We start from the raw sequence: 21,374 nt of genomic DNA on the forward strand, positions 1-21,374 counted from the left end.
CGCCCGCCGTAGACCTATTTCTGCTCCAGCTCCGAGATCACCGCCGTGTTGAGGAAGGCGTCGTCCGCATGGGCCAGCGTGTCTTCCTCGCTGCCCTCCGGGGCCGGGCCGAGGCTGATATGGGCGATCTGCAGGATCTGGCCGCCCGGCGTCTTGAACAGGGTGTAGTGGATTTCCATCGGATCATCGCCCGAACGGCATGCCGTGAAGAGCCGCCGCACGAGCACGTCGCCGATCTTGTCGCTGCCCTTCTTGCCGGAGGCGAAGTCCGATTTGCAGCTCGCCCCGTCATCGGCCATCACCTGGGCGGCGGCCTTGTCGAGATCGACATCGCCCATGTTCTTGTACCCGGCCAGCGCGCCGATGATGCCGCTCTTGTAGGTCCAGACCACGTCGAAGCCCTCCATCGGGTTCTCCGACGGATCCAGGATCGTGTAGCTGGTGATTCCCGCATCGGCGAGAAGGTTGGAGGCGAACACCACCGCCTCCGACTCCGAGAACAGCTTGTAATCCCCATCGTCTGCCTCATCGGCCGGCTGAGGCTGCGCCTGGGCGTCGTCTTCCGGCTCGGCTTTCGCCTGCAAGCCCAAGAACGGGTCGTTGCCGGACCCAGACGAAGCCTCCCGGTCCAGCTCCTGGCGCACGCATATCGCGAGATCCTTGATCGCCTGGCTGGTGCCTGCGAGCTCGAAGGTGACGTTGCCCGAGGAACTCACCACCGTGAGAACCCGGCCATCCCGCAGGGCGTCCACCATGCTGCCGTCGCTCGATAGGGGGATCACGATGCCGTCGACGCTGACCGCCTTCGCCACCGCGTCGAACCGGTAGCGGGTGTCGACCTTGATCGCGATGTCCTGGCTGGAGCCTTCCCGAAGCTTCCAGGTCTCGTTGAGCAGCACCAAGCCCCAATTGTAGTCGCGGCTGATGACGAACCCCATGGTCGTCCCGCTGCGATAGCTGGTGGTCATGGTGCAGTCGCGGAAGCGGCCGGACTCGTCCTGGTAGGAATCTCCCGTCCAATTGCCGCTGCGGAATTCCGCGCTGGCCTTGCCAGGGAAGAGGGTCGAGAAGAGAAGACAAGCGGCAACAAGCACGAAGCCCGCGCAAACGCGCGAATTAAGCTCAGCGGTACACATCGGATACTCCCAGCCACGCAAAGCCCCTACAGGGGAAACTTAAACACGGCGCGCAAAAGCCCGCCATCGTGGCTGATCGTCAATTCACACTTCCTCGCAGGAGTGTGATCCTCGTGTCACCGTAATCCCGTTCGTCGAGCGTCTCGAAGCCGGGCGGAATCTCTAGGGCAAGCCCGCTTTTTTCTTCGAGCACGGCGATGGCGTCCGGTGCGCACCAGCCGCCCTCTTCAAGGCTGGCAAGAGATTTTTCGCCGAGACCCCTCCCGTAAGGCGGATCGAGAAAAATTATGTCAAATGGAGCCATCGTGCCGACCGGTCCGAGCCGGGTAGCATCGCGGCGCCAAATCTTGCTCACGCCGGTTAGCCCCAACGCCTCAACATTGCGCCGCAATGCCGCACGCGCCGGGGCCGCATCATCGATGAAGCAGCAGAATTTCGCCCCGCGCGACAATGCCTCCAGCCCCAGCGCGCCGGAGCCGGCGAACAGGTCCAGCACCCGCGCCCCTTCGAACGCCACGCCGATACCGTGCTCAAGCACGTTGAAGACAGCTTGCCGGACCTTGTCGGAGGTCGGCCGCGTGGCGTCGCCCTTGGGCGCGACGAGGCTGTGGGATTTGAACCGCCCGGAAACGATCCGCATGGCTTAGCGCTTCGCCCTGCGCCGGGCTTGCGGCGATTTTTGGGAGTGTAGCTTGCCGTGCTTGCCCGGCGTTGGCCGTTTGCCGCCCTGCTTGGTCGGTGCGCGCACGCCCAGCTCCTGGGCCAGCTTGACGCCGAGATGGCTGGTCAGCGCCTTGGGCCCGACTTCCAGCACTGCGCCGGGCGCCAGCTCGCCCAGCTGGAACGGTCCGAAAGACGTCCGGATCAGCCGGTTCACCTTCAGCCCGAGATGCTCCAGGAGGCGCTTCACCTCCCGGTTCTTGCCCTCGCGAATCCCGATGGAGAGCCAGACATTGCCGCCCTGGACCCGTTCGATACTGGCCTCCACGGGGCCATAGGCGATCCCGTCGATGGTCGCCCCGGCGCGGATCTCTTCAAGCTGCTCGTCGGCGACTTCGCCATAGGCCCGGACGCGGTAGCGGCGTAGCCAACCGGTCGAGGGGAGCTCCAAATGCCGGGCGATCGCACCATCCGTGGTCAGCAGCAGCAGACCTTCGGTGGCGATGTCCAGCCGGCCGACCGAGATCACCCGCGGCAGCTCCGGCGGCAGCGCCTCGAACACCGTCTTCCGGCCCTGCTCGTCCTTGTGGCTGGTCACCAGCCCCTTCGGCTTGTGATAGCGCCACATCCGCGGGATCTCTGCCGCGGGCAGGGCCTTGCCGTCCACAGTCACCTTGTCGGAGTCGGTGACCACGCAGGCGGGCGTCGCCAGCACCTTGCCGTTCACCGCCACGCGGCCCTCTTCGATCAGCTTTTCCGCATCCCGGCGTGAGCAGACTCCCGCCTTGGCGATCCGCTTGGCGACCCGCATGGACGTGTCGGCGGCTTCGACCTTTTGTTTTTGCGATTCTTGATCCGCTTGCGTCATGGGGCGCATATGACGTGGATGAGCAACAAATTGAAAGCCCTGAAAATGCCGGCTGCAGGGAAGGGCGGTATGTCCGGGCAGGATCGGCGCCCGCCCATGGAGATCGCCTTGGAAGAGGCCGAACGGGCCGCCGCGGCGGGCGAGGTGCCCGTGGGTGCGGTCATCGTCTCCGCGTGCGGCGAGGTGCTCAGCGTGGCCGGCAACCGGCCCAAGGCGGAGAACGACCCCACGGCCCATGCCGAGCTTCTGGCGATCCGCGAGGCCTGCGCCAGGCTGGGCTCGGAACGGCTGATCGATTGCGATCTCTACGTGACCCTGGAGCCCTGCGCCATGTGCGCCGCGGCCATTTCCTTCGCGCGGATCAGGCGGCTCTATTTCGGGGCATACGATCCCAAGGGCGGCGCCGTTGAGCACGGCCCCCGCTTCTTCGCTCAACCGACCTGCCACCATGCGCCGGAGGTCATCGGCGGGCTGAATGAGACCCGCGCCTCGGAGCTTCTGAAGGATTTCTTCGCCGAGCGGCGGTGAGCCTTGTGAAGCGTCATTGCCGGGCCTGTCCCGGCAATCCATGAACACCCACGCTTGTTGAAAGAGGGATCACCGGGGTTATGGATGCCCGGCACAAGGCTGGGCATGACAATTGTACTTGGGACGTGAGCTGAGCGCCGTCTCGAAGGTGCTGGCCCATAGACGGCGTCATTCCGGCGAAAGCCGGAATCCAGCAACAGTCTTCGAAGTGTGAAATGGGATACCGGCTTTCACCGGTATGACGGCAACCGCGAGGGAAAACCCTAGCGCTGATTCGGAGCGGGGTTGGCCTCGGGCTTCAGCCAGATCGAAGGCGACTGGGACCGGCGCAGGGCCTGATTCTCGATATTGCCGTTCTCGTAGGGCACGAAGCCGAAATAGGAATCCCAGCGCGGTCCGCGACGGATCACATAGGGATATTGCGGCGGGCGGCCCCGCTCGAAGATCTGGGCTTCGATGACAGGCGAAGAATGGGTCGGCTGGGACAGCGCCAGGGGGCCGGCCTCGGCCGATTTCGGAGCGAAGACGGTGAGGCACGAAGCTGCCAGAGCCAGGCCGAAAACGGCCGTCAGCTGCCCGATGTCCAAAAAGCTCCGCACGATGAATCCCTCCGCCAATGTCGCAAATCAAACCGCAAGCTAGGCCTGCCGTTCCCAATTGGCAATGAGCCTCGCACGAAACCGTGGAGAAAGTGCGAATCTGCAACGGTTTGTTTCTAGGGCTAGGTCGTGGCCCGTGGCAGGGGCCGTCATCCCGGCGAAAGCGGGATCCAGTAACCGCCGCAAATCTTGAAAAACGGAGACAGGGGCTAATGGATCGCCCGGTCAAGCCGGGCGATGACATCCGAGCAGAATGGCTAAACCGCCCGCCAGCCGATATCCCGTCGGCAGAACCCTTCCGGCCAGTCGATCTTGTCGACCGCCTCGTAGGCGCGGCTTTGCGCTTCGGCGATCGATTCGCCCCGCGCCGTGACACCGAGTACGCGGCCGCCAGTGGCGATCACCTTGTCGCCGTCCTGGGCCGTGCCGGCGTGGAAGATCTCGACGCCTTCAGGCGCCGCAGCCTCTTCGAGCCCCTTGATCTCGGAGCCCTTCTCGTAATCGCCGGGATAGCCTTTCGAGGCCATCACCACGCACAGGCTTGCTCCCGTATGCCAGTCCAGCGTCATGCCTGAGAGATCGCCGCGCGCGGTGGCCAGCAGCGCCGGCAGCAGGTCCGATTTCAGCGCCACCATGAGCGCCTGACATTCCGGATCGCCGAAGCGGACATTGTATTCGATGAGCTTGGGGCTTCCGTCCTTCACCATCAGCCCGGCATAGAGCACGCCCTTATAGGCCATGCCCGCATCGGCCAGCCACGAGACGGTCGGCCGGATGATCTCGTCCACCACCTTCTGGCAGATCTCGTCGGTCATGATGGGGGCAGGGGAATAGGCGCCCATGCCGCCGGTGTTCGGCCCCTCGTCGCCGTCATAGGCGCGCTTATGGTCCTGGGCGGTCGCGAGCGGCAGGATTGTCTCCCCGTCGACGAGCGCGAAGAAGCTCGCCTCTTCGCCGTCGAGAAACTCCTCGATCACCACCTTGGCGCCGGGGCCGCCATAGGTGCCGTCGAAGCAGGCCTGCAGCGCCCGCAGGGCCTCGCCCGCGTTATGAGCGATGGTGACGCCCTTGCCGGCCGCCAGCCCGTCCGCCTTGATCACCACCGGCATGTCGTGGGTCATCAGATGAGTGCGGGCATCGCTCGCATTGTCGAAAATGGCGTATTTCGCCGTCGGGATATTCGCCTCGTCGCAGATCAGCTTGGTGAAGGCCTTGGAGCCTTCCAGCTGTGCGGGCTTCGCGTCCGGACCGAACACGGCGATGCCATCGCCCTCCAGATCGTCGGCCAGCCCTTCCACCAGCGGCGCCTCGGGCCCGATCACCACCAGGCCGATCTCCTTCTCCTTGCAGAAGGCGAGGATCGCCTGATGGTCGGTCAGCATCAGGTCGACGCATTCGGCGACCTTTGCGATGCCGGCATTTCCCGGCACGCAGTAGAGCGTCTCCAACTCCGGCGACTGAGCCAGTTTCCAACAGAGCGCATGCTCGCGCCCGCCGCCGCCGATCACTAGAACATTCACGTCTCGCTTATCCCCGCTTTATGGTTTGGACTGCGTCCTGCTATTGCTTGTTCGGGCCCAAGGTACCAGCTTAAGGCACCAGCCTATGGCCCCAGCTTCCAGAATTCCCGCGCTTCATAGCGCGCTTTCGCATGCCGACCAAACCGGACCGTTATGCCGCCCGAGCCCGACCTGCATTCCAACCTGATCGAATATTCGGTCTCCGAGCTGTCCTTCTCCCTGAAGCGCACGGTGGAGGATGCCTACGGCCATGTGCGCCTGCGCGGCGAGATTTCCGGCTTCCGTGGCCAGCACGCTTCGGGCCACGCCTATTTCACCCTGAAGGATGAAAAGGCCTGCATCGATGCGGTCTGCTGGCGATCCACATTCGGCAAGCTGAAGTTCAAGCCGGAGGAGGGGCTGGAGGTGATCGCCACCGGCAAGGTCACCACCTATCCCGGCCGTTCCAAATATCAGATCGTCATCGAACAGCTGGAGCCGGCGGGGCTCGGCGCGCTTATGGCGCTGCTCGAGGAACGCAAGCGGAAGCTCGCCGAAGAGGGCCTGTTCGACGAGGCCCACAAGAAGCCGCTCCCCTTCCTGCCTCGCGTCATCGGGGTCGTCACCTCACCCACCGGGGCGGTCATCCGCGATATTCTTCATCGGCTTGAGGACCGCTTCCCGAGCCATGTGCTGCTATGGCCCTGCCGCGTCCAGGGCGACACCTGCGCCCAAGAGGTCTCGGCGGCAATCGAGGCTTTCAACGCGATGGACGGTGCGGGTCTCATGCCGCGCCCGGACCTGATCATCGTCGCCCGTGGCGGCGGCAGCCTGGAGGATCTCTGGGGCTTCAACGAAGAGGCCGTGGTGCGCGCCGCCTTCGCCAGCAACATCCCGCTGATCTCCGCGGTCGGCCACGAGACCGACTGGACCCTCATCGACCTCGTCGCCGATTACCGTGCGCCGACGCCGACAGGCGCCGCCGAACGCGCCGTACCGGTCCGCGCCGATCTGCTGCTGCAGGTCTCGGGCTTCGGCGTGCGCATGGGCGGCGTCTTGCGCAGCGCCCTTGGCGGCCATCGCAACCGCTTCCTGGCAGCCTCCCGGGGTATCCCGAAGCCGTCGGCGATTCTTGCCTTGCCTCGCCAGCATTTCGACAGCGTTTCGGGCCGCCTGGGCCGTGGCACCCATTCTCATGTTCAGCGCGCCCGCAGTCTGTTCGCCAACCAGGCCATGCGCCTGCCCAAGCTGTCCCAGCTCATCACCGCGCCGCGTCATCGCTTCGATGCGACCGCCCGCATGCTGGCGCCGGCGCTCGCCGCCAATGCCCAAAAACACCGCGGCCGGTTCGACCGGGCCGCTCAGCTCCGCCCGCACCTTCTCGCCGGCCGCGCCCTGCAGGCCCGCGAGCGCCTCACGCGGCTGGACCGTCAGGCGGCCCGCGGCCTGCGCGCCGAGATCGCCCTGAAGCGCCGCCGCCTGGAGGAGCAGTCGAAGCTGCTGGTCTCTCTCGGTCCTCAGAACGTGCTGGCGCGCGGCTTCGCCCTGGTGCGCGACGAGGCGGGGCAGGTGGTGCGAAAGGCAGCCGGCGTCCGTCCCGGCACGGCCCTCGATCTGCAATTCGCCGATGGCCATCTCGGCGCCACGGCAGGCCAGCCGGTTTTGGATCCGACGGAGCCCGGCAAGCCGGCCCCGAAGCGGCCAGCGCCGTCCAAGCAGTCGCAAACCAAGCAGCGCCCGCCCAAATCTGCATCCGAAAAGCCTTTGGCACGCGCGGAAAAGCCGCCGGCCAAACAGGGCAAGCTGCTCTAGCGGTCTCGGGATGTGGAGTCTAAGGTGGCCCCGGTCCGGCAGGAAAAAGCGAAAACGAAGAGACGGCTCGAACGTGATGAACCGGTTTGAACGGTTGGGCTTCAAAGGCGAAGCCAAGCTCAGATATCTCGATGGCGAAGTGCAGGTGCTCTCGCCCGGCGACTTCGTTCGCTGCGCGGTGACCGGCGAGCCGATCCGCCTGGACGAGCTGCGCTATTGGAGCGTCGAGCTTCAGGAGCCCTATCTCGACGCCGCGATCTCCCTCCAGCGCTACCGCGAGACCCACGGGAAGTAAGCTCCGTCCCGGCCCGGTTAAGCCGAGACGATGCACCGAGCACGGCCGTCATCCCGGCGAACGCCGGGATCCAGTAACCACTGATAGTCGAGAACCGGTGCACAGGGCGTGTACTGGATCGCCCGGTCGAACCGGGCGATGACAGGACGAGCGAGCCGGAGGTGTTTCGGCACTACCCCTTCGGCACGTCGCCGCGCTTGCGATTGATGGCGTTGGTCATCAGATCGCCCAGAGCGGCCTCGTCGCCGATCTTGATCTCGATGGGCAGCGGCCGCGATCGGAATTTCAGCTCGCCCGGCGGCGAGTCCCGGTCCTCCGGTAGCCGCACCCAATCCTTCTCCGTCGTCACCAGCATGCAGTTGCGCTCCTCCGCCTCGTCGAGCAGCGCCTGAGCTTGTTTGTCGGTGAAGCGATGATGGTCCGGGAACACCTTCTTGTCCGTCAGCCGCGCGCCCGCGTCCCGCAAGGTGCGGAAGAAGCGGTCCGGCTGCGCGATGCCGGCAAAGCCGATCACCGGCAGAACACCGAGCCAGCGCGTATCCTGCCGGAGGCCGATCTCCGCCTTGAGCACCAGCTTGCCCGCCTCTGTGAAGCGCTCGATGAGCCCGTTCGCCTTGGTGCCGTCGCCGACGACGATCAGCGCATCCGCCATGCGGATCTGCGGATCGAGCGGCGCCCGCAAGGGACCGGACGGCAGCACCATGCCGTTTCCGATGCCGGTCCTGGCGTCGACGCAGATCAGCGAGAGGTCCTTCCCGATGGAGGCATTCTGGAAACCGTCATCCATCAGGATCACGGTCGCATCCATGGTCTCGATCAGCTTCGCGCCCTTCTCCCGGTCGGCCGAGACGATGGTCGGTGCGTGTTCCGCCAGCAGAAGCGGCTCGTCGCCGACCTTCGCCGCATCCATCCCCTCGGTGACGCGGATCGGGCCGTGCTCCTTGCCGCCATAGCCCCGGGTGAGGAAGGCGGGACGCTCGCCGGCAAGCTTGAGAATCTGGGCGGCCGCGATGGCGGTCGGCGTCTTGCCGCTCCCGCCCACGGTGAAATTGCCGATGCAGATCACCGGCAGTCGGGAGAGATAGGGCGCGGTCTGGGTCGCCTTCTTTTCGGCGATGCGGCCGTAAAGCCGGCTCACCGGTTTCAGCGCCGTCGCCATGGCGCCTTGCTCCCGGTACCACCACTTCGGCGGCTTAAGTTTCATTCTTCTTCTCCGTCTCGTCGGGCAGGAAGCGGACAAGCTCCGCCACCGTGCGGTCCAGCGCGCCGCTCATCCGGTGGAGGCAGCGCGTCGCATTGGCGATCATCGCCTCCCGCTCGTTTTCATTCCGTAACAGCGTCACGACGGTCTGTGCGATCGCCTGCGGGTCGCCGACCTCGCGGCACCCTCCCGCTTCCAGAAGCTGGGAATAGGAATCCTTGAAGTTCGCCCAGCCCGGACCGGTCAGCACCGCCGCGCCGAGCTTGATCGCTTCCACCGGGTTCTGGCCGCCCTTCTTCTTCAGGGAGCCCCCGATCAGCGCAACAGGCGAAAGCGCATAGAGCATGCCCAGCTCGCCGATCGTGTCGGCGATGTAGACATCCGTCTCGGGACCGGGCAGGGCGCCTTCCGATCGAAGCGCCGTCTTCAGTCCGCGCTGGGACAGCGCCTCCGCCACGCCGGACCCCCGATGGGGATGCCGCGGCGCGATGATGGTGAGCAGGTCCGGCAGCTCCTTCTTGGCAATCTCGTGCGCCTCGCCGATCAGCTCGTCCTCTCCCGGATGGGTGCTGGAAACCAGGAACACCGGCCGTCCGCCGAGCGCCTGCTCCAAGGCAGGCCGCCCCTCCAGATCGGACGGCGGCGGCGGTGCATCGGCTTTGAGATTGCCCACGGCGATCGATTCGCCTGCGCCCAGCCGCATGAACTGCCGGCCGAGCGACGCGTTCTGCGCCAGCACCAGGTCGAAGCACGAGAATAGCGGGCGGCTGAAGCTCTTGAAGCGGCGCCACCGCTGATAGGTCTTCTTGGAGATGCGCCCATTGATGAGCACGAGCGGCACGCCCTGGGCCTTGGTCTCCAGGAGCAGGTTCGGCCAGATCTCCGATTCCACCAGCAATGCCAGGTCTGGGCGCCAGTGATCCAGGAAGCGCCGCATATACTCCGCGCTGTCGAGCGGCACGTATTGATGCACCGCCCCATCGGGCAGGCGCCGGCGCGCCAGCTTCGCGGAGGTCACCGTCACGGTGGTGAGGAGGATGTTGAGATCGGGCCAGCGCTTCTTCAGCGCGCCGATCAGCGGCAGCGCGGCATTGGTCTCGCCCACGCTCGCCGCATGCAGCCAGCAGAGCCGGCCTTCGGGCCGCGGAAGGCTCGCCTCGCCGAACCGTTCGCCCCGATGGGAGGCCTCTTCCTTGCCCTTCTCCTCACGCCAATCCAGAAGGCGCGGCACGAAGGGTTCCGCCGCCCGCGTCAGCCCGCGATAGACCTTCAGCACCGCGCTCGGCCTGGCCCGCTTCAGGCGCGAGGCGTCCGAAATCGGATCGTCGCTGCCTGCGAGTGCGTAAGCCTTTGCCATCGTATCGTTGAGCCCGTCCTCGAGAGCCGCCCGCGCGCGCTCCATCTCCTCTTCATCGGCGTCTGCCGAAACCCAGACCGGATCGCCGACCGCGATGCCAAGCCGGTTGAAGGGGAGGTTGATGGTCAGCTTGCTCCAGGAGTTGAAGGCGAAATAGCGCTTCGTCGCCATGCCGAACGGCACCATGGGACGGCCCGAAAGCCGGGCCATGGTGACGATGCCCATGCTGGCTCGGCGGGCCGGACCGGGGGGCACGTCCGCGGTGATGACGATCGTCGCGCCGCGATCCAAAGCCTTCACCGCTTCCCGCAAAGCCTTCGCGCCGCCGCGATCCTTCCGCCGGTTGCCGGCCCCGGCGCCGCGCGCGAAGTTGGTGCCGAAATGCTTCAGGGTCTCGGCGATGAATTCCGCATCCCCGTGCCGTGCCACCATGGCCACCACCTCGGGCACCCAGGGCGGACGCATCTTGGGCGCGAGCAGGAACTGCCCGTGCCAGGTGATGAAGATCTGGGGATCCTGGTCCTTCAGCCGCTGGTCGAGATCGTCCGGCGTACGCCGGATGTCGCTCGAGCCGTAGACCAGATTGATATATTTGGCGCCGAGCCAGCCGGCCAGCGAGACCAGGCGGTTCGAGCGGGCGAGACTTTTGAACATAGCCCTCGCGCGACGTTATTTGGTCGCCAGCGCGACGGCTTCCGGATCGTCGGACTCATCCGCATCCGGGGCCGGCGCCACGGACGCTTCGCCGCCGATATCGAACTGGGTCTTGTGCAGCCGCGCATAGAGGCCGCCCTTGGCGACCAGCTCCGTATGGCGTCCCGTCTCGATCACGCGCCCATGGTCGAGCACGCAGATCATGTCCGCCTTCTGCACGGTGGAGAGGCGGTGGGCGATCATCAGCACGGTCCGGCCGCGCATGAGCTTCTCGAGCGCCTTCTGGACCTTGGACTCCGCCTCGCTGTCCAGCGAACTGGTCGGCTCGTCCAGAAGCAGGATCGGCGCATTCTTGTAGATGGCGCGCGCGATGGCGATACGCTGGCGCTCGCCGCCCGACAGCAGCGTGCCCGCCTCGCCGACACGGGTGTCGTAGCCTTGCGGGAGCTGCGTGATGAAGTCGTGCGCCGCCGCCGCCTTCGCCGCCGCGATCACCTCGTCCTCGTTTTCGGGCCGCGAACCATAGGCGATGTTCGCCCGCACGGAATCGTCGAACAGCACCGGGTCCTGGGTCACCAGGGCGATGGAATCCCGCAGCGATGCGATGGAGACCTCGGAGATATTCTGCCCGTCGATCGTGATCTTGCCGCCCGACGGATCGAAGAACCTGAGCGCGAGATTGACCATGGTGCTCTTGCCCGAGCCTGACGGCCCGACCAGGGCCACCGTCTTGCCCGGGGCGATGGTGAGGTTCACCCCTTGAAGCACCGGCTTCCCGGGCTCGTAGGCAAAGCTGACATCGTCATAGGTCAGCTCGCCCTGGGTCAGCTTCAGCGCCGGCGCGTCCGGCGCCTCCTTCATCTGGGTTTCCAGATCGATGATGCCGAACACGCGGCTCGCCGCCGCCATGCCTTCCTGGAGCTGGGTCTGCAACGTGGCCGCGCTCTTCAGTGGCGGATAGATCAGCAGCGCCGCCGTCATGAAGCCCATGAAGTGGCCGAGGGTGAGGTCGCCGCGAATGCCCTTGGTGCCGGCGAAATAGATTGCCAGCGCGAAGCCGAGACCGGTGAGAAGCTCGATGGACGGGCTCGACAAAGCCCGCGCCCGCGTGCCGCGCATGGTGAACTCCAGCGCCCGGTTGATGGCGCTCGCGGCGCGGTCCTTCTCTTTTTCTTCCTGGGCATAGGCCCGCACCACGCGAATGCCCCGCAAGGTCTGGGTCACCAGGGCGGAGAGATCGCCCGTCTCCTGCAGCGACTTGCTGGTGGATTTGCGCATCTTGCGGCGCTGCCGTCCCAGCATCACCCAGCCGATCGGCATGAAGAGGAGGATCAGGATCGAGAAGCGCGCATCCATGTAGAACATGGTGGCGACCAGGATGATGATCTTCAGATAGCTCTCGCCGAGGGTCACGAGGGAACGGCTCGCCGCCTGGCGGATCAGGTTGGAGTCGTTGAGGAAGCCGGACAGCAGACGTCCCGAATGGATCGACTGGATCCAGCTGAGATCGGCGAAGGCCAGGCGGTTGAACATGCGGATGCGGAGATCGGCGATGAAGCGGTGGCCGAGATAGCCCACCGTCACCTCGGCGACGTATTCCGCCAGGCATTTGATGATGGAGACGAGGACGATGCCCGCCGTCACCCAGTAGATCATCTCCGCCTTCTTCGCGACGAACACGTCGTCGGCGACCTTCTGGATCAGGAACGGGATCGCGCCCGTCGTAGCCGCGGTCAGGATCATGGCGACCATGGCGACGATCAGGATGCCGAGCCGCGGACGCAGGTTCTCGCGCCAGATGCGCCGAACCATCTCGCCGGTCTCGTATTCGCGCTCCAACCCGTCCTTGGCGCGGACGATGCTGCGCGTATCGCTGAATAGCTGGTCTTTCAACGACTGATCCCCAATAAGCTTAGGCCGTCGCCGGCGAGCCCAATGCTGCCACCCGGCGCACGGCCTTGAGCGGGTCTTAACACCAAACGATCCCCCGACCCAACCGGTCTGATCCCGGCCGTTCGAACGCGGCAATCGCGCGTTCTACTGTTCTGGGTCGATCAGGCTTTGCAGGTCGACGATAAAATAGCGCCGCAATGCGTCGTCGAGATTGCGGTGGCTCACGTCCTTCCAGGCGTTATAGGCGGCTTCGTAGTCGGGATATATGCCGACCACGTCAAGCGATTCCGGATTCTTGAAGGCGACGCCGTCCAGATCTTGCAGCGCGCCGCCGAACACAAGATGCAGGACCTGGGATTTGCTTGCAGCGATTTCAGCCATGTAGACGGTATTACTCCCTCAAAAGCGTGATCCGGTGGTGATCCCGATCCTGCCTTACAATTCCACGTGTTGCGTGCGTTCGATGATCGCATGGTGGATGGCGGGCGGCGCGCCCACGACGCTGCCGACCCTGGGATCGGGCTGGTTGTAGCGGAATCCTTGGCCGGCATGATCGGTGACGCAACCCCCGGCTTCCTCCACGATCAGGGCCGCCGCGGCGATGTCCCACTCGCTCTTCGGCGTCAGCGATATCGTGGCCTCCGCCTTGTTGGCCGCCACCAGGGCGAGCCGGTAGGCGACCGAGTTCACCCACTGGGTCTTCACGTCGGGCCACGGGTCGCGCCAAACGGGTTTGCGGAACAGCCCGCCGCTGGCGATGAGCCGTGCGCCAGCCAGTTCCTTGCTGTCGTCGATATGAATGCGCTCGTCGTTGAGGAAGGCGCCACCGTCCTTGATGGCGTGGAAGAACTCGTCCGTGACTGGGTTATAGACGGCTCCCAGCACCGGCTCCTCGTCCCGCACCAGGGCGGCGGAGACCGTCCATTCCGGCACATTGCGGATGAAGGCGCGCGTTCCGTCGATGGGATCGATGACCCAGAGATTCGGCCGGCCGAGGCGCTCCGGCGTATCCTCGCTCTCCTCCGAAAGCCATCCGTAATCGGGCCGCGGCGTGCGCAAATCGAGGGTCAGCGCGGCATCGACAGCAAGATCGGCTTGGCTGACCTCGCTTCCGTCGGGCTTCTTCTGCACGTCGAGCTTCTGCTCGTTGAAATAGGTCAGGGCGAGCGCGCCGGCGTCGCGTACGGCCACTTTCAGGAGATCGAGATCATCGGCGAGGGAGGGGTGGGGCTCTCGCTTGCTGGCGCTAACGGCTGTCATGGGGGGACTGTATCGCCTCCTTCGGGAACGATCACACCTTCCGGTACGGAATATTAACACTGTCCATTAAGCGATTCGGAAAGCTTCCTGGGCAGCATCGCCTCACGCAGACAAATCGAAATCGACCGTCACAGGAAATCGACGGCGAGGCGTCACGAAAGTCCCGGGAATGCGAAGCGCCGCCCCCGGGATTTTTGTCCGCAGGCCTAGAAGGCCGCGGCCAGATACATATCCAGCACAATTGCGGCGAAAACCACGAAGCCGAAATCCCGGTTGGAGCGGAAGCGCGCCAGACAGTTGTCGCCGTTGTCGATATCAAGCGTGGCGACCTGCCAGAACAGATGCGCCCCCGCCGCGACCATCCCCAGCAGAAAGACGATCTCCGCCCCGCCCGCGAGGCCCGCCAGGGTGATCAGCGTCCAGGCCGCCGTGTATAAGCCCGTCAGCCATGTGCGGGTGCTGCGCCCGAATCGGAGCGAGGTGGATTTCAGCCCGATGAGGGCGTCGTCCTCCCGGTCCTGATGGCCGTAGATCGTATCGAATCCGATGATCCAGCAGATCGCTCCGCCATAAAGCAGCACCGCAGGAAGCGCCAGATAGCCCGTGACAGCGGCAAACCCCATCAGCGCCCCAGCCGAATGCCATTCCCAGCACCGCCTGGGGCCAATAGCTGAAGCGCTTCACGAAGGGGTAGAGCGCCACGATCGGCAGCGCCAGGATGCCAAGCATCACGGTGAACGCGTTGAAGGAAAGCAAAACCGCCAGCCCCACGAGGCAGAGCAGCACCAGGAAGATCATGGCGGCCCGGACGCTGACCTGACCGCTGGGGATTGGCCGGGAGCGGGTTCGCGCCACCTGGGCGTCGATCTCCCGATCCACGATGTCGTTATAGGTGCAGCCGGCTCCGCGCATGGCGAACGCCCCGATTGCGAACAGAACGAGCAGCCACGGATCGGGGAAAGCCGCGTCCCGGCTTCGTTCCGCCAGGGCCACCGACCAGAAGCATGGCATGGCGAGCAGCCAGAAGCCGATCGGCCGGTCCGCCCGCGCAAGTCGCAAATAGGGGAGCAGAAAGGCCGGGGCGTAACGGTCCGCCCAGTTCCCCTGAGGCGCATCCGCCACGCCGGCCATATCGCCAGCTTTGCTCTGTCCAACCGGACGTGTCATGTCTGAAGGCGTCCCATCTTCGTCCATATAGGCCTTGTGCGCGAAAATTACCGCCCCGGAAGCCTGCAAACTCCATACCGATCCACATGCGAACCGACTCGCCGTCCAGACCGCCAAACAAGCTTCAGAGGTTGTATGTGGATGCGCCGCTTGCCGAAGGCGCCAGGGTGGAGATTTCCGGCGCCCAGGCTCACTACATCGTCAACGTGATCCGACTCAAGGCCGGGGATAGCATTCTCCTCTTCAACGGGCGTGACGGCGAATGGCACTCCGTGATCTCGGAGGCCAGGAAGGGCACGGCCGTTCTCAGGAGCGAAGAGCAAACGCGCCAGCAGGCGGAAGGTCCGGACCTCCATTATCTTTTTTCGCCCCTGAAGCGCGCGCGCCTCGACTACATGGCCCAGAAGGCGACCGAGATGGGCGCGAGCCTGCTGCGCCCGGTCATCATGCGCCATACCGTTGCGGAGCGTCTCAAGCTCGACCGCCTCCAGGCCAATGCAGTGGAAGCCGCCGAGCAATGCGGGCTGTTGCGCGTGCCCGAGGTGGCCGAGCCGGTCAAGCTGCCGAAGCTCCTGGACGAATGGAACCCGGACCGACCCATCGTCTTCGCCGACGAGACGGCCTCCATCGCATCGCCCATCGCCGCGCTGTCGGCGCTCAAGCCCCAGCCGGTCGCGCTTCTTATCGGTCCGGAAGGCGGCTTTCACGAAGAGGAAAAAGCGGCCTTGCTTGAAAAGCCTTTCGTGGTTCCCATCTCGCTGGGACCGAGGGTTATGCGCGCCGACACCGCCGCTGTCGCTGCTTTGGCCCTGGTCAATGCCGTAATCGGCGATTGGCGATAGATGTTTAGAAACTTGCAAGGCCCGTCAGCCATACGCAATAAGATCAGCCGGTCTCTATAAGTCGCGTCCCGCCATCTTAGAGCCGGCCCCTCCAACCAACCGGAGTTCCCTATGTCCACACGCGTGGATGGGCCTGCAAGCCCCACCATCGAATCGCGGGATGAGCTGGTCGCTGATCTGGAGAAGGGCTGCAAGCCGCCCGAGACGTGGCGCATCGGCACCGAGCACGAGAAGTTCGCCTTCTATCAGAAGGATCACACCCCGGTTCCCTATGAGGGTGATCGGGGCATCGGTGCGCTCCTTGCGGGGCTGCGGGAGCGGTTTGGCTGGGATCCGATCTACGAAAACGGCAATCTGATCGCTCTGAATCGCGCCGATTGCGACAAGGGCGGCTCCGTCACCCTGGAGCCTGGCGGCCAGCTCGAGCTTTCCGGCGCAACGCTGGAGACGGTGCATCAGACCTGCGAGGAAGTGCGCCAGCACCTCGTGGAGACCGAGGAGATCGGCGACGAGCTCGGTATCGGCTTCCTGGGTCTTGGCTTCTCACCCAAATGGACGTTGCGGCAAACGCCGATGATGCCCAAGGCGCGGTACCGCATCATGGCCGATTACATGCCGAAGGTCGGCACCCTCGGCCGCGATATGATGTTTCGTACCGCGACGGTTCAGGTGAATCTCGATTTCGCCGACGAGGCCGACATGCTGGCGAAGCTCCGCGTGGGCCTCGCTCTCCAGCCCGTCGCCACGGCCCTCTTCGCAAACTCGCCTTTCACCGAAGGCCATCCCAACGGCTTCAAGTCCTACCGCGCGGAGATCTGGCGCGACACGGATCCGGAACGTACCGGCGGTCTGCCCCAAGCCTTCGACGACGATTTCGGCTTCGAGCGCTATGTGGACTACGCCCTCAATGTGCCGATGTATTTCGTCTATCGCGACGGCCGGTATATCGATGTGGCCGGCGCATCGTTTAAGGATTTTCTGGACGGCAAGCTCACAGCCCTCCCCGGCGAGCGGCCCACCATGGCCGACTGGTCCGATCATCTCACGACCGCCTTCCCCGACGTGCGGCTCAAGCATTTCCTGGAGATGCGCGGCGCCGATGCGGGCCCGGTCCGCAATATCTGCGCCCTTTCCGCTTTCTGGGTCGGCCTCATCTACGACGCCCAGTCCCTCTCCGATGCCGCAGCGCTGATCGCCGACTGGACGGCGGAAGAACGCCTGGCCTTGCGGAATTCCGTGCCGGCCCGCGCCCTCGATGCGCCGTTCCGCGGCGGTACTGTCGCGGATGTCGCTGAAGACGTGCTCAGAATTTCCGAAGCGGGGTTGGAGCGGCGCGCCCGTCTCGATGCGAAGGGCAGGGACGAGCGCCACTTCTTGAAGCCTCTCCACGATTCCCTGGAGCACGGGGTGCCGGCCGACCGTCTTCTTGCCGCCTATGAAGGCCCTTGGCAGAGCGATATCGACCGAATCTTCACTGAAGAGGCCTACCGGATCAAGCCGTTCGCCCTCGCCGTCTGATACCCATTGAATTTTGCTTCTGCCCAGAGGTCCGCTGGGGCAGGGCTGAGCCGGCTGTATCCGGTCGATTAATCAGTTTCCGATAAGAATGCTTCGGTTTGGGCGAAAAATCTGCTATAGGATCGCTTGAAAGCCCGGTCCGGTATATCCAAATAAGGACCTAGTTCTCCTCCCATCCGCTACCCTGCACGGATGGGATGGACGTCCGTCCCCCGACGGATGCAGATCGGCGGTAGAGGCCTCTACCGCCGATCTTTTTTGTGCGGTGGTCTATCCCTGAAAATTCGTTGGATGCGGCGCGCCGGCAACCGGCTGAGCCTTCGCGGCCAAGCCTTAGCCCGGTCAAGAGGCTGAGCCGGGGAATCCGCCGATAAGCGTCGGTGGTTATTTCACTGCGTTCGTGCCGCTCGAGAAGCCCTCGAGCGAAACCGGAATACCGATGCCGGATTCGTAGGTGTCGAAGATGATGAAAACGGCCTGCTTGCCGGACTTCATCTTTTTCACGACCTCGTCCTGCAGCACGACCTCTGCGATGCATCCGTTGCGGCTGCATTTCAGGAACGGGGCGTTGCCGACGTCTTCGCCGTCGATCTTCAGGCCGAGCCCGGTCGGCAGCAGAACGCCGAGAGGCACTACGACGCGCAGGAGCTGCTTGTCCTCACCCACCGCTTTGTAAAACACGACCGTGAGTCCGACATTGGGACGGTCCTCCGCGGTCACGCTCTGCACCAGGGCGCATTTCTCCTCGCTGGCGCCGGGCGGCGTCCGGCAGCTCACCTGCCACGCGCCGTGGGTCTCCTTGATCACGCTGCCGGGGCCGGTGATTCCCCCAGCCTCTTCTTCGTCCTTCCCCTGGGCCAATGCCGGCCCATGCAACGCCACGACTGTGAAGATCGCGATGAGGGCCGCGCGGCAAGGCAGGGCGAGGCCGGAGAGACGGGGCAAGGTCATGGATGAAGGATGCTCGATTTGAAACGGGTGGAAGGTCCGGCCGGCAGGGCGGCGCGAATGGGCCAAGCTAGCGGAGGAAGCCCCGCGCTGCAAAGCGTTAGATACGGCAGGAAGCCTAGCATTCCGGCTGCCTTGAAGAAGGATTGAGGCTAAAATTCGTCTGGTGGACGAAGGTCTTGTGGCGCCGTTCGATCGGCGATCCCCCTAAGCTGCGAAGCCATTGGGCTTTCGGTAAAAAATCCCCTGCATCAGGCGTGAATATGCCGCATCGTCTGGGAAGGATGAGTATTGCCAATCTATATCGTTTATGATTTTTACACGGTAAAAGAGCTGCCGGGCGATGCGCTCCGCGGGCCGTAAGCAAGAACAGAGTTTGGGGGGACCGCCTTATCGCGATCGAGCGGATTGCGAGGCCCATTCTTTGTCCAAATGCCGGCTCAATCACTTGCGCAACGACGCAGCCCTGGAGGTTAGCGCACGGTATTCGACCGGGTGAGATGGTCGAATTGGGGCAGACTGAGGAGTGTGAGAATGGGGACCTTCAATCGATATTTTGCGGGCGTTTTGGCTCTCGCGGCGCTGACGTTCAGCGGCCCGGCCTCCGCCGAATTGGGCAGGGCGGCCCCGTGGCAGCTCGGCCTGCAGGAAGCCGCTTCCCCGATTATGGAGCAGATCCACAGCTTCCATAATTTCGTCACGGCGATCATCGTCGTCATCACGCTTTTCGTGCTCGTGCTGCTCGGCTGGGTGATGTTCCGCTACAATGAAAAGCGGAACCCGGTTGCCTCGCGCACCTCTCACCACACCATGCTCGAGGTCGTCTGGACCATCGTCCCGATCCTGATCCTCGTGGCGATCGCTATTCCCTCCTTCCGTCTCCTCTTCGCCCAGTACGACTATCCGAAGGCCGACGTCACCATCAACGCGACGGGCCACCAGTGGTACTGGAGCTACGAGTATCCCGACGAGGAGATCCAGTTCGACTCCCTGATGCTTGCCGACAACCAGCTTAAGGAAGGCCAGCCGCGTCTTCTGTCCGTCGACAACGAGGTTGTCGTGCCGGTCGGCAAGAACGTCCTTGTCCAGGTGAAGTCCACCGACGTGATCCATGACTGGGCCATGCCGTCCTTCGGCATCAAGGTCGATGCGGTCCCCGGCCGTCTCCAGACCACCTGGTTCCGCGCCGAGAAGGAAGGCACGTTCTACGGCCAGTGCTCCGAGCTCTGCGGGCGCAACCACGCGTTCATGCCCATCGCGGTGCGTGTCGTCAGCGAGGAGGAATACGCCAAGTGGGTCGCCGAGACCAAAGAGGCGGCTCTGGACGACGGCAAGAGCGTCGCCGGCGCTGAACCCGCCGGTGAGCCGGATGCCGACGACGGCGACAAGCTCGCCGCGATCGAGAATTAGTCAGCGCGGCAACGCGCCTGGGATTTGAAGACCTAAGAAGCACGCTTGAGGACGAGGAACACCGTTATGGCAGATCAAGCCCACACTGCTGCTGCGGAGCACCACCACGACGATCATCCGACGGGCTGGCGCCGCTGGGCCTACTCGACCAACCACAAAGACATCGGGACGATGTACCTCATCTTCGCGATCTGCGCGGGTATCATCGGTGGTCTCCTGTCGATTGCCATGCGGGCCGAGCTCATGGAGCCCGGCATGCAGTTCTTCGGCAACCCCGAGGTCTTCAACGTCTTCACCACGGCCCATGGCCTGACCATGGTGTTCTTTATGGTCATGCCGGCCATGATCGGCGGTTTCGGCAACTGGATGGTGCCGCTGATGATCGGCGCGCCGGACATGGCCTTCCCGCGGATGAACAACATCTCGTTCTGGCTGCTGCCGGCCTCCTATGGGCTGCTGCTGATCTCGCTCTTTGTGCCCGGCACGCCCGGCACCAACGGTGCGGGAACCGGCTGGACGGTCTACGCGCCGCTTTCCACCTCCGGTAGCCCCGGGCCGGCCGTCGACTTCGCTATTCTCTCGCTCCATCTTGCGGGCGCGTCCTCGATCCTCGGTGCCATCAACTTCATCACCACGATCTTCAACATGCGCGCGCCGGGCATGACCCTGCACAAGATGCCGCTCTTCGTGTGGTCCGTGCTGGTCACCGCCTTCCTGCTGCTTCTGTCGCTGCCGGTCCTGGCGGGCGCCATCACCATGCTGCTGACCGACCGGAACTTCGGCACGGCCTTCTTCGACTCCGCCCAGGGCGGCGACCCGCTGCTCTACCAGCACCTCTTCTGGTTCTTCGGCCATCCTGAGGTGTACATCATGATCCTGCCGGGCTTCGGCATTATCAGCCACATCGTGTCGACCTTCTCGCGCAAGCCCGTCTTCGGCTATCTCGGCATGGCGTACGCGATGGTCGCCATCGGCTTCATCGGCTTCATCGTGTGGGCGCACCACATGTACGCAGCCGGTATCGACGTGAACACCCAGGCCTACTTCGTGTTCGCCACCATGGTGATCGCGGTGCCGACAGGCGTGAAGATTTTCTCGTGGATTGCCACCATGTGGGGCGGCTCAATCGCCTTGCGCGCCCCCATGCTGTGGGCCATCGGCTTCATCTTCCTGTTCACCGTCGGCGGTGTCACGGGCGTGGTGCTGTCCAATGCGGGCGTCGACCGGGCCATGCACGACACCTACTACGTGGTCGCGCACTTCCACTACGTGCTGTCCCTGGGCGCCGTGTTCTCGATCTTCGCCGGCTGGTACTACTGGTTCCCGAAGATGTTCGGCTACATGTACTCCGAGTTCGTGGCCAAGCTGCACTTCTGGGTCATGTTCATCGGGACCAACCTGACCTTCTTCCCGATGCACTTCCTCGGCCTCGCCGGTATGCCGCGCCGCTATGTGGACTACCCGGACGCCTATGCGGGCTGGAACATGGTCGCCTCCATCGGCTCGTATCTGGCTGCCCTCGGCGTCGTGATCTTCCTGTTCGGTGTCATCCAGGCCTTCGTCCGGAAGACCCGCGCTGCGGACAATCCGTGGGGTGCAGGCGCGACCACGCTGGAATGGACCCTGTCCTCTCCGCCGCCGTATCACTGCTTCGAGACTCTGCCTCGGATCAAATAGGACCAAAGGACCGGCGCCGTCCCAATCGGGCGCGCCGGTCCAGGACTTGC

Annotated in this window: 17 protein-coding genes and 2 pseudogenes; 7 read left to right on the forward strand and 12 right to left on the reverse strand. The window is 64.3% G+C overall.

Annotation, left to right across the window (positions count from 1 at the left end):
• Positions 1-14: 14 nt before the first annotated feature.
• From A7A08_RS09295 to A7A08_RS09305, 3 genes and pseudogenes are all read right to left on the reverse strand, one after another.
• Positions 15-1,136 carry a hypothetical protein gene (locus A7A08_RS09295; protein ID WP_069095213.1) on the reverse strand — a complete coding sequence of 374 codons (1,122 nt, stop codon included), beginning with the start codon at positions 1,134-1,136 and terminating at the stop codon, positions 15-17.
• A 79-nt stretch (positions 1,137-1,215) separates the two neighbouring features.
• The gene (gene rsmD, locus A7A08_RS09300; RefSeq protein WP_069095214.1) at positions 1,216-1,776 is read right to left on the reverse strand and encodes a 16S rRNA (guanine(966)-N(2))-methyltransferase RsmD; all 561 of its coding nucleotides are present in this window, start codon (positions 1,774-1,776) and stop codon (positions 1,216-1,218) included.
• Positions 1,777-1,884: 108 nt separating this feature from the next.
• Positions 1,885-2,673 (reverse strand): annotated as a pseudogene (locus A7A08_RS09305) (pseudouridine synthase); the annotation flags it as partial.
• A gap of 87 nt (positions 2,674-2,760) precedes the next feature.
• Between A7A08_RS09305 and A7A08_RS09310 the strand changes: the two are divergent.
• Positions 2,761-3,192: a nucleoside deaminase gene (locus tag A7A08_RS09310; RefSeq protein WP_083226643.1), complete on the forward strand. Its 432-nt coding sequence runs from the start codon at positions 2,761-2,763 to the stop codon at positions 3,190-3,192.
• 263 nt (positions 3,193-3,455) lie between these two features.
• On the opposite strand, the gene A7A08_RS09315 is transcribed toward A7A08_RS09310, so the two are convergent.
• Together A7A08_RS09315 and purD are read right to left on the reverse strand one after the other, a co-directional pair.
• The gene (locus tag A7A08_RS09315) at positions 3,456-3,791 is read right to left on the reverse strand and encodes a hypothetical protein (protein ID WP_141693922.1); all 336 of its coding nucleotides are present in this window, start codon (positions 3,789-3,791) and stop codon (positions 3,456-3,458) included.
• Positions 3,792-4,048: 257 nt separating this feature from the next.
• A complete protein-coding gene (gene purD / locus A7A08_RS09320; RefSeq protein WP_069095217.1) occupies positions 4,049-5,311 on the reverse strand; it encodes a phosphoribosylamine--glycine ligase in 1,263 nt (420 codons plus the stop codon).
• A gap of 153 nt (positions 5,312-5,464) precedes the next feature.
• On the opposite strand from purD, the gene xseA reads away from it, so the two are divergent.
• Positions 5,465-7,102, forward strand: a complete 1,638-nt coding sequence (gene xseA / locus A7A08_RS09325) for an exodeoxyribonuclease VII large subunit (protein ID WP_069095218.1) — start codon at positions 5,465-5,467, stop codon at positions 7,100-7,102.
• Positions 7,103-7,178: 76 nt separating this feature from the next.
• Positions 7,179-7,397, forward strand: a complete 219-nt coding sequence (locus tag A7A08_RS09330) for a DUF2093 domain-containing protein (RefSeq protein WP_069095219.1) — start codon at positions 7,179-7,181, stop codon at positions 7,395-7,397.
• Positions 7,398-7,569: 172 nt separating this feature from the next.
• Here A7A08_RS09330 and lpxK read toward each other — a convergent pair whose 3' ends face one another.
• From lpxK to ubiA, 6 genes and pseudogenes are all read right to left on the reverse strand, one after another.
• Positions 7,570-8,601: a tetraacyldisaccharide 4'-kinase gene (lpxK, locus tag A7A08_RS09335; RefSeq protein ID WP_069095220.1), complete on the reverse strand. Its 1,032-nt coding sequence runs from the start codon at positions 8,599-8,601 to the stop codon at positions 7,570-7,572.
• Positions 8,591-10,609, reverse strand: a complete 2,019-nt coding sequence (locus A7A08_RS15600; protein ID WP_083226627.1) for a glycosyltransferase N-terminal domain-containing protein — start codon at positions 10,607-10,609, stop codon at positions 8,591-8,593. Before A7A08_RS15600 ends, lpxK begins: the two co-directional genes overlap by 11 nt.
• Positions 10,610-10,624: 15 nt before the next feature.
• Entirely contained in the window at positions 10,625-12,502 is a 1,878-nt protein-coding gene (locus tag A7A08_RS09345) for an ABC transporter ATP-binding protein (protein WP_083226628.1), read from the reverse strand.
• Positions 12,503-12,646: 144 nt separating this feature from the next.
• Complete coding sequence (locus tag A7A08_RS09350; RefSeq protein ID WP_069095221.1) at positions 12,647-12,883, reverse strand: DUF4170 domain-containing protein; 237 nt, start codon at positions 12,881-12,883, stop codon at positions 12,647-12,649.
• A gap of 54 nt (positions 12,884-12,937) precedes the next feature.
• On the reverse strand, positions 12,938-13,762 hold the full coding sequence (locus A7A08_RS09355; RefSeq protein WP_069095222.1) for an inositol monophosphatase family protein: 825 nt from the start codon (positions 13,760-13,762) through the stop codon (positions 12,938-12,940).
• Positions 13,763-13,968: 206 nt separating this feature from the next.
• A pseudogene (ubiA, locus tag A7A08_RS17610) lies at positions 13,969-14,929 on the reverse strand (4-hydroxybenzoate octaprenyltransferase).
• A gap of 86 nt (positions 14,930-15,015) precedes the next feature.
• Between ubiA and A7A08_RS09365 the strand changes: the two are divergent.
• Both A7A08_RS09365 and A7A08_RS09370 read left to right on the forward strand, forming a co-directional pair.
• Complete coding sequence (locus A7A08_RS09365; RefSeq protein ID WP_069095223.1) at positions 15,016-15,771, forward strand: 16S rRNA (uracil(1498)-N(3))-methyltransferase; 756 nt, start codon at positions 15,016-15,018, stop codon at positions 15,769-15,771.
• 111 nt (positions 15,772-15,882) lie between these two features.
• Positions 15,883-17,289 (forward strand): glutamate--cysteine ligase, encoded by a 1,407-nt coding sequence (locus A7A08_RS09370; protein WP_069095224.1) that lies wholly within the window; start codon positions 15,883-15,885, stop codon positions 17,287-17,289.
• A 384-nt stretch (positions 17,290-17,673) separates the two neighbouring features.
• On the opposite strand, the gene A7A08_RS09375 is transcribed toward A7A08_RS09370, so the two are convergent.
• Entirely contained in the window at positions 17,674-18,240 is a 567-nt protein-coding gene (locus tag A7A08_RS09375) for an invasion associated locus B family protein (RefSeq protein ID WP_069095225.1), read from the reverse strand.
• 531 nt (positions 18,241-18,771) lie between these two features.
• Between A7A08_RS09375 and coxB the strand changes: the two genes are divergently transcribed.
• Together coxB and ctaD are read left to right on the forward strand one after the other, a co-directional pair.
• The gene (coxB, locus tag A7A08_RS09380) at positions 18,772-19,647 is read left to right on the forward strand and encodes a cytochrome c oxidase subunit II (RefSeq protein ID WP_069095226.1); all 876 of its coding nucleotides are present in this window, start codon (positions 18,772-18,774) and stop codon (positions 19,645-19,647) included.
• A gap of 66 nt (positions 19,648-19,713) precedes the next feature.
• On the forward strand, positions 19,714-21,324 hold the full coding sequence (gene ctaD, locus A7A08_RS09385; protein WP_069095227.1) for a cytochrome c oxidase subunit I: 1,611 nt from the start codon (positions 19,714-19,716) through the stop codon (positions 21,322-21,324).
• Positions 21,325-21,374 lie beyond the last annotated feature (50 nt).

Origin of the sequence: Methyloligella halotolerans, assembly GCF_001708935.1 — a bacterium.
Classification (GTDB): Bacteria; Pseudomonadota; Alphaproteobacteria; order Rhizobiales; family Methyloligellaceae; genus Methyloligella; species Methyloligella halotolerans.

What these genes read in the sequence shown, in the direction of transcription:
- A7A08_RS09295 (WP_069095213.1), bottom strand. Translation starts at nt 1,136, where the DNA reads ATGTGTACCGCTGAGCTTAATTCGCGCGTTTGCGCGGGCTTCGTGCTT.
- rsmD (WP_069095214.1), bottom strand. Translation starts at nt 1,776, where the DNA reads ATGCGGATCGTTTCCGGGCGGTTCAAATCCCACAGCCTCGTCGCGCCC.
- A7A08_RS09310 (WP_083226643.1), top strand. Translation starts at nt 2,761, where the DNA reads ATGGAGATCGCCTTGGAAGAGGCCGAACGGGCCGCCGCGGCGGGCGAG.
- xseA (WP_069095218.1), top strand. Translation starts at nt 5,465, where the DNA reads ATGCCGCCCGAGCCCGACCTGCATTCCAACCTGATCGAATATTCGGTC.
- A7A08_RS09330 (WP_069095219.1), top strand. Translation starts at nt 7,179, where the DNA reads ATGAACCGGTTTGAACGGTTGGGCTTCAAAGGCGAAGCCAAGCTCAGA.
- lpxK (WP_069095220.1), bottom strand. Translation starts at nt 8,601, where the DNA reads ATGAAACTTAAGCCGCCGAAGTGGTGGTACCGGGAGCAAGGCGCCATG.
- A7A08_RS15600 (WP_083226627.1), bottom strand. Translation starts at nt 10,609, where the DNA reads ATGTTCAAAAGTCTCGCCCGCTCGAACCGCCTGGTCTCGCTGGCCGGC.
- A7A08_RS09350 (WP_069095221.1), bottom strand. Translation starts at nt 12,883, where the DNA reads ATGGCTGAAATCGCTGCAAGCAAATCCCAGGTCCTGCATCTTGTGTTC.
- A7A08_RS09355 (WP_069095222.1), bottom strand. Translation starts at nt 13,762, where the DNA reads ATGACAGCCGTTAGCGCCAGCAAGCGAGAGCCCCACCCCTCCCTCGCC.
- A7A08_RS09365 (WP_069095223.1), top strand. Translation starts at nt 15,016, where the DNA reads ATGCGAACCGACTCGCCGTCCAGACCGCCAAACAAGCTTCAGAGGTTG.
- A7A08_RS09370 (WP_069095224.1), top strand. Translation starts at nt 15,883, where the DNA reads ATGTCCACACGCGTGGATGGGCCTGCAAGCCCCACCATCGAATCGCGG.
- A7A08_RS09375 (WP_069095225.1), bottom strand. Translation starts at nt 18,240, where the DNA reads ATGACCTTGCCCCGTCTCTCCGGCCTCGCCCTGCCTTGCCGCGCGGCC.
- coxB (WP_069095226.1), top strand. Translation starts at nt 18,772, where the DNA reads ATGGGGACCTTCAATCGATATTTTGCGGGCGTTTTGGCTCTCGCGGCG.
- ctaD (WP_069095227.1), top strand. Translation starts at nt 19,714, where the DNA reads ATGGCAGATCAAGCCCACACTGCTGCTGCGGAGCACCACCACGACGAT.